Here is a 5539-nt window from a genome sequence, read left to right as displayed (position 1 = left end):
AAACTAAAAAAAGGGAGGGAGTATAACAGCATGAATCAAGCAGAAGGAACAGACCGATTCGTTCTTAGAATGAGTGTTGCTGACGATGGGTTTAGCTTTTCATCTTCCATCGAAACAGCATTAATATCTGCGGAAACTGAAATTCAGAGTCTGAAAGAGACAATCATGTCAGTTGAGAGTCTCAGACCGAACTGTGATAAGTTGGATTATGCGTTGGCTGCAAGTTCAGGAGTTCTCTGTGGCATTATTGATATTTTCCTGGTTGGAAAACCTGGAGAGTCACCGGCTGGAGATGTTACTGATAAGTGGTTTGTAAATCGGACAACTGATTTCGCTAAACTTTGCGGATGGGAAGGCAAAGGAAATGATTCACTGTCATCAGCAATTGGCTTTCTTGAGAAGAAATTTAAAATTCCATATGACCAGCGCGGAGCCGGTGATGCTGGAAGTATAGTATTTGACTTGAATCCTTCAAATCATCATTTCAAATCACTTGGCCATAATCCGACTTTGCTTGGTTTGTTTTTTTCGATATTAGATCAGTTTACAAATCAATCGCACTTTGTTTCCGGTGGAGAACTGATATCTTTACAGAATGCTGATGGAAAATTTGAACTTCGCGGCAGTAATGTTCCAGAAAAATTATTTTGTGGGTTCGTCAACTGGTTTGGCCATTTGATTTCCGATATATCTGGATCATCCAGCAGTAAAGGTCGAGGTATGGGAATACCTTCTCCGTTTTGGGCATGGACGAATGATATTATTGCAATAAAGAGAAAACTGAACATTCCCGTTTCACAGTTTGACAACACAATAAATGAGTTGGCTCTGAGCATATACAAAGAAGGATACGATATCCGTTTTCAAGCCACCCAAGTCATTCCAGTCTTTATCAATGAAATCATTGTCAGGTTGGTATATGCGATAAGGCGATTGGTAAAATATTTCGTAACAACAGGGAAAGAAGAACGTTCGGCATCCGCTATGTGGATAGCTTGTGAGCCATTCTCAAATCCCACCGTAAAAAGAATGCTTACAATAGCGCACGGCACCTTCTGCATGATGGATCTCGGCGATGCAACCATACGGGCTTTCATAACCGGAGGTGGTACCTTCAATGCGACTGAATTTTTCCTTCGGCTTAACATAGTGGGGGTGGGCCGTTTCACGATTTCATTGTATGGCGAAGCAAAGCGGGTTGTTGTAATACGAAAAGCTGAGTCCGAAGCTCAGTTTGCAAGAAGAGAAATAACCATCGTAGAAAACTATCTGAACGGACTCTCATTATTATCGGAATTATACGATGATAAGGATCTTGTAGATTTTATTGGTGACTTTAAGAATAGCGATATGTATGTTCAGGCATTCCAAAAATCTGTCCGATTGGCAGAACTCAGGAAGGTCCCTGATAATAATATACTCAGAACAAAATCCAATATAGATTTATATTTTGGGGGTAACAGACAATGAGCAAGAAAAAATCGAGGTTAAAACTTGCCCAAGAGCAGGCAGAATCGGCTATCAAGAAAACAAATGATAAAATTGGCGAGTTGGGCACACTCACAAGCCAGCTTTATGATGGATTGAACACCATACAAAAACTCTTTGACGAAATTAGAAATGTTCCAGGCGAGAAGCGATTAGAGTATGAAAAACTGAAAAAAATCCGTCTGAACTGGAAGCAGCAAGCAGAAAAGATTGAATCAGATTACAAAAATGCCGTCGCAAAAAATGCTGGAAAAGGTGCTGCTGGTCTAGGTGCCGGAATCGCAGTTGCGGCTCTTGGCCCTACTGCCGCAATGGGAATTGCGACAACGTTTGGTATTGCTTCAACAGGAACAGCCATATCTACATTGAGTGGCGCGGCAGCTACCAACGCGGCATTAGCTTGGTTGGGCGGAGGTGCGCTTGCGGCCGGTGGTGGAGGAATGGCTGCTGGAAATGCATTCCTGGCCCTTGCCGGACCTGTTGGTTGGGCGATTGCCGGAGTTGCACTTGTGGGCAGCGGGTTTCTGCTATGGAAAGGGAAAAGTGATCAGAACCGTCTTGAGGAGATTTTCACCCTCATCAGCAAGCGTGATGTTAAATCATACGAACTTGCTATTGTAGAAATTAATGAGCGAATAAGCCGCATTAAAGATGAAAGCCAAAAACTAAATTGTGCAAGTGAAAGAACAAGAGCATATGGCCTGGACTACAACTTAATGACAGAGGCACAGCAATATGAATTGGGTTCTTATGTAAATCTGATGAATTCCTCTACTCAATTGTTGGTTAATCCGATAACTGGATTGCAACCAAAATACGACATAGGTGATCTGAAGGAATACATAGCTTTCAGTAAAAAGAAGTTTGATGATAAGCAGAAATCTTTGATTGTTTCTCTCTCCAATCTCTTGTTTAAGATAAATTTTGATGAAAAAGATAAGACACTATTATGGAAGTCTTTCAAAGGAAACAAGAAGTTCTTGTCTTCGATAGAAATGTCAAAGCGGGATTTTGAATTTTCAATTATTGAAACAGTAACTGATGCTCTTAAGCATAAGTATCGTTCAGAAAAAGGTTGATAGCAGTATTCAGATACTGGGAAAATACTTGCCTATAATGTTTGGGGTGAGCCATTTAAATCGACAGAGCAGTAGTGAACATCCTTTATATTTTACGAGTGTAGTGGATATGTTCCCGTCTACCGAAGGTGCAAAAAGCATCGTGGATATATTCCCGAGAACGGACACGCTCAAATGACATTCATTCTGTCCTCTCGACACATGTTGAGACGGTTGTATTGATGTCAAGGATTGATAAGTAAGATCGTAATAAGATAAGTAAATAAAGGCTTTCCGTGGTTTGAGGCCTGGTTCTAAGCCGGAAGGATAATCACGGTTTTTTTGCATTGAGGGAAGTTATCCAAGATTGGTGAATTTCGAAATTTGTTAATTTAGTAGATTAATTGATATTGTGAGTTGATAAGATTGACAGCATAAAAGTGCTGAGTGGATAGAATTATTGTCAAAAAATAAGAAAACCAATATTCCTTGATGGATGACCGCTCTAGTTAAAGTTTCTTTCTATGAGAAGGAAGAAAGAGAAGAGTTTAATCATTAAACAAATTAATAGAAATAAAAGGTGTAACTCTAGCAGATTCGGCTAGAGATTTCTCTGTCTAGTTTATTGTAGCCTATCCAGACGGTGTCTATTTCCGTGCGAACAAGCCCAACGCTTTTTTTAGGATTTCATTTTCCTCTTCCAATTGTTTCATTATAGATGTTCAATTGTCGATTTATGATTACTCTAATTTAGAGTTGGATCAAGCACATGATATTTTTGAAAAGCGAATCAAGGAATCCGAACTTGAGGAAGAATATAAATTGATTGGCTTATCAGCATTGGCAAAGATTAAAAAAAGACTGCCCTTTGTCACTTCGATATTCACTTTTTAAATATTATGTATGATCATTCAGAGTATTCCATTATTGACTGGGTGAATGCAAAGCTAGGTAATCCTGTTTTGGATATAGCTAGAACCTACATCATTTTAAAACAATATGCGCAAAGAATGGCAAATAAATATTTAAAGATTATTTCAAAAAAAGGGGGCTATGAATTAGAAGGAATCAAAATGGCCATTCCGTTGATGGCAATATTACGAATGCTCGAGACTGATGCAGAAAGTTATCACGAGAACTTAAAGGCGTTATTGTACAGATAAATTGTTTCCAATACGTAACGACTTGTGATTTTTGACAGCTTTGGATACTGTAGAAGAATTTTGTGATGGCTCATGTTTGCAATTATATCTATTATCAATTTGTTGAGGTGATGAATCATGAAAAATTATTTTAGTGATGTGAATCAATTAGACAGCAATCGATTTAAAAAATATTACGATGCGTTAAAAATAGTCAATCAATTTGAACAGGAGTACCGCGATGCTGACAAATACAGTAAGTTACTCTATCAGAATTTAGCGGAACAATTTTACCCTGATGTAATACCAATCAAAATTTATGGATCGTGGACACTAATGGATGGGACAACACGATTAGGATCGGATTACATCGGTCCGTCCAGATATTTTTCTTATAAGGCTGGGCTAAATGGAGAAGAAATTTTTGAGTTGACCCAGATTGCCAGGACACTTGGCGGCCATATGTTATGGCCGAGAAATGGCACAAATGGCTCTATTAATACAGCAAGAGGTGCGAGTCTTTATCATGACAGAATTGACTTGGCTCTTTATGCTATAAAGTGTTGGTATGAAGGGGATGCTCATTTATTATTAAATAAAAAGATGGTCAGAGCTTTGAACGATGAAGTCACAAGTAAATGGTTACTAAATTTTGGGCAGGACCTTGTTGGATTTGAGAAATTTATGAAGCACTTCAAGATGGAAAGTTTTGTTGATCGTTCTTTTCAAGTATTTGATTTAACTTCTTATGAAAAGAATGATATGGCAATTTTGACAAATGACATTAACACAGCAGCAAAGGACAAAGAAGCTTTTGAAAAATATATTGCAGGTAACCTACAATGTATTAAGCGACGTAACGAGCAAATGAACACATAAATATCTTATTGTAAGAATAAAATAGCCAGTTACTCATTATCACTGTTGAAAGCACATATGCATTTACGGCAGTCCAGAGCGTATAGCGGTTTGCCTATGTATGACTATGGTTACGGTTGGGAAATTACTTTGAGTATAGAAGAGGTACTCACTATTTTCATTTCCACGAGTTTCTGTTGGCAAGTATATGGTATCGTCGAAGATATCGGTGGTTTGGCACATTTTGCTGAAATGCTGGATGATTCGTTCCATGAAGAATAAAAAGACTTCACTTAATGTCTGGATAGCACCAAATAGATTTGTCATCATTTGATATCGTCGATTGCAAATTTCGTTTAAAAATCTTTTACGCTTTCTCGTGATTGTTAGAAGTATCATTACGAACCCACAAAAGATTCACTAAAACTATTAAATAGGTTATATCTTGGAAACCGAGCTCGTAATTATTAGAAGTATTGATTAACTCAAAGAGCCTGAGACAGAATTGTTCAGCTAAAAACAAAAAGTCCATAAACTCCATTAGGTGTTTCGCACACTAATCGAGTTTATGGATTTTTTTATTCTATATTAATTGTCAAATTAAGTTAGACAAGTTTTCTTTGCTTATGTGACTCAAGAATACTTTTATTGGTGTTTTATAGTTTAATGATTTTCGAGAGATATTATTTCTTTTTAACACAATAAATTTGATAAAAGATTCATCAACTTCGTTGAAATCCATTTGCTTTGGTAAACCATCTTTACGGAATAAACCATTAGAGTTTTCATTCAATCCTCTTTATAATGGTGCACCAAGATCTGCAAAATAGATATCACTATCATTGATATTACTGATTGATTTCCAATTTGAAAATTCCTTTCCACAATCAAAAGTCATTGATTTGAATAGATGCTTAGGTACAGATTTCATCCACTGGTTCAAACGATTTTCAATATCTATAGCTCGTCTGCCTTCTGGCTGAAGAGTGATAA

Annotated in this window: 5 protein-coding genes and 2 pseudogenes; 6 read left to right on the top strand and 1 reads right to left on the bottom strand. The window is 37.4% G+C overall.

The annotated features are described in order from the left end of the window. Positions 1–30 precede the first annotated feature (30 nt). From HMPREF9088_RS07065 to HMPREF9088_RS11945, 6 genes and pseudogenes are all read left to right on the top strand, one after another. A complete protein-coding gene (locus HMPREF9088_RS07065) occupies positions 31–1470 on the top strand; it encodes a hypothetical protein (protein WP_040366745.1) in 1440 nt (479 codons plus the stop codon). After that, entirely contained in the window at positions 1467–2567 is a 1101-nt protein-coding gene (locus HMPREF9088_RS07060) for a hypothetical protein (protein WP_007208498.1), read from the top strand. Before HMPREF9088_RS07065 ends, HMPREF9088_RS07060 begins: the two co-directional genes overlap by 4 nt. Positions 2568–3418: 851 nt before the next feature. Then, positions 3419–3517: pseudogene (locus tag HMPREF9088_RS12690) on the top strand (hypothetical protein); the annotation flags it as partial. A 39-nt stretch (positions 3518–3556) separates the two neighbouring features. Then, positions 3557–3709, top strand: a complete 153-nt coding sequence (locus HMPREF9088_RS12430) for a hypothetical protein (protein WP_245785552.1) — start codon at positions 3557–3559, stop codon at positions 3707–3709. Positions 3710–3826: 117 nt separating this feature from the next. Beyond that, the gene (locus HMPREF9088_RS07050; protein ID WP_007208495.1) at positions 3827–4567 is read left to right on the top strand and encodes a DUF6994 family protein; all 741 of its coding nucleotides are present in this window, start codon (positions 3827–3829) and stop codon (positions 4565–4567) included. Positions 4568–4624: 57 nt separating this feature from the next. After that, positions 4625–4828: a plasmid pRiA4b ORF-3 family protein gene (locus tag HMPREF9088_RS11945; RefSeq protein ID WP_143139703.1), complete on the top strand. Its 204-nt coding sequence runs from the start codon at positions 4625–4627 to the stop codon at positions 4826–4828. Positions 4829–5141: 313 nt separating this feature from the next. Here HMPREF9088_RS11945 and HMPREF9088_RS11680 read toward each other — a convergent pair. Next, positions 5142–5539, bottom strand: a pseudogene (locus HMPREF9088_RS11680) (IS30 family transposase); the annotation flags it as partial.

Source organism: Enterococcus italicus DSM 15952, assembly GCF_000185365.1.
GTDB lineage: Bacteria > Bacillota > Bacilli > Lactobacillales > Enterococcaceae > Enterococcus_G > Enterococcus_G italicus.
This window is presented reverse-complemented; position numbering and strand designations above follow the sequence as displayed.

Bases quoted from the DNA above. Each gene is read 5' to 3' on its own strand.
- HMPREF9088_RS12430 (WP_245785552.1), top strand. From the start codon at position 3,557: ATGGCAAATAAATATTTAAAGATTATTTCAAAAAAAGGGGGCTATGAA.
- HMPREF9088_RS07050 (WP_007208495.1), top strand. From the start codon at position 3,827: ATGAAAAATTATTTTAGTGATGTGAATCAATTAGACAGCAATCGATTT.
- HMPREF9088_RS07060 (WP_007208498.1), top strand. From the start codon at position 1,467: ATGAGCAAGAAAAAATCGAGGTTAAAACTTGCCCAAGAGCAGGCAGAA.
- HMPREF9088_RS11945 (WP_143139703.1), top strand. From the start codon at position 4,625: ATGCATTTACGGCAGTCCAGAGCGTATAGCGGTTTGCCTATGTATGAC.
- HMPREF9088_RS07065 (WP_040366745.1), top strand. From the start codon at position 31: ATGAATCAAGCAGAAGGAACAGACCGATTCGTTCTTAGAATGAGTGTT.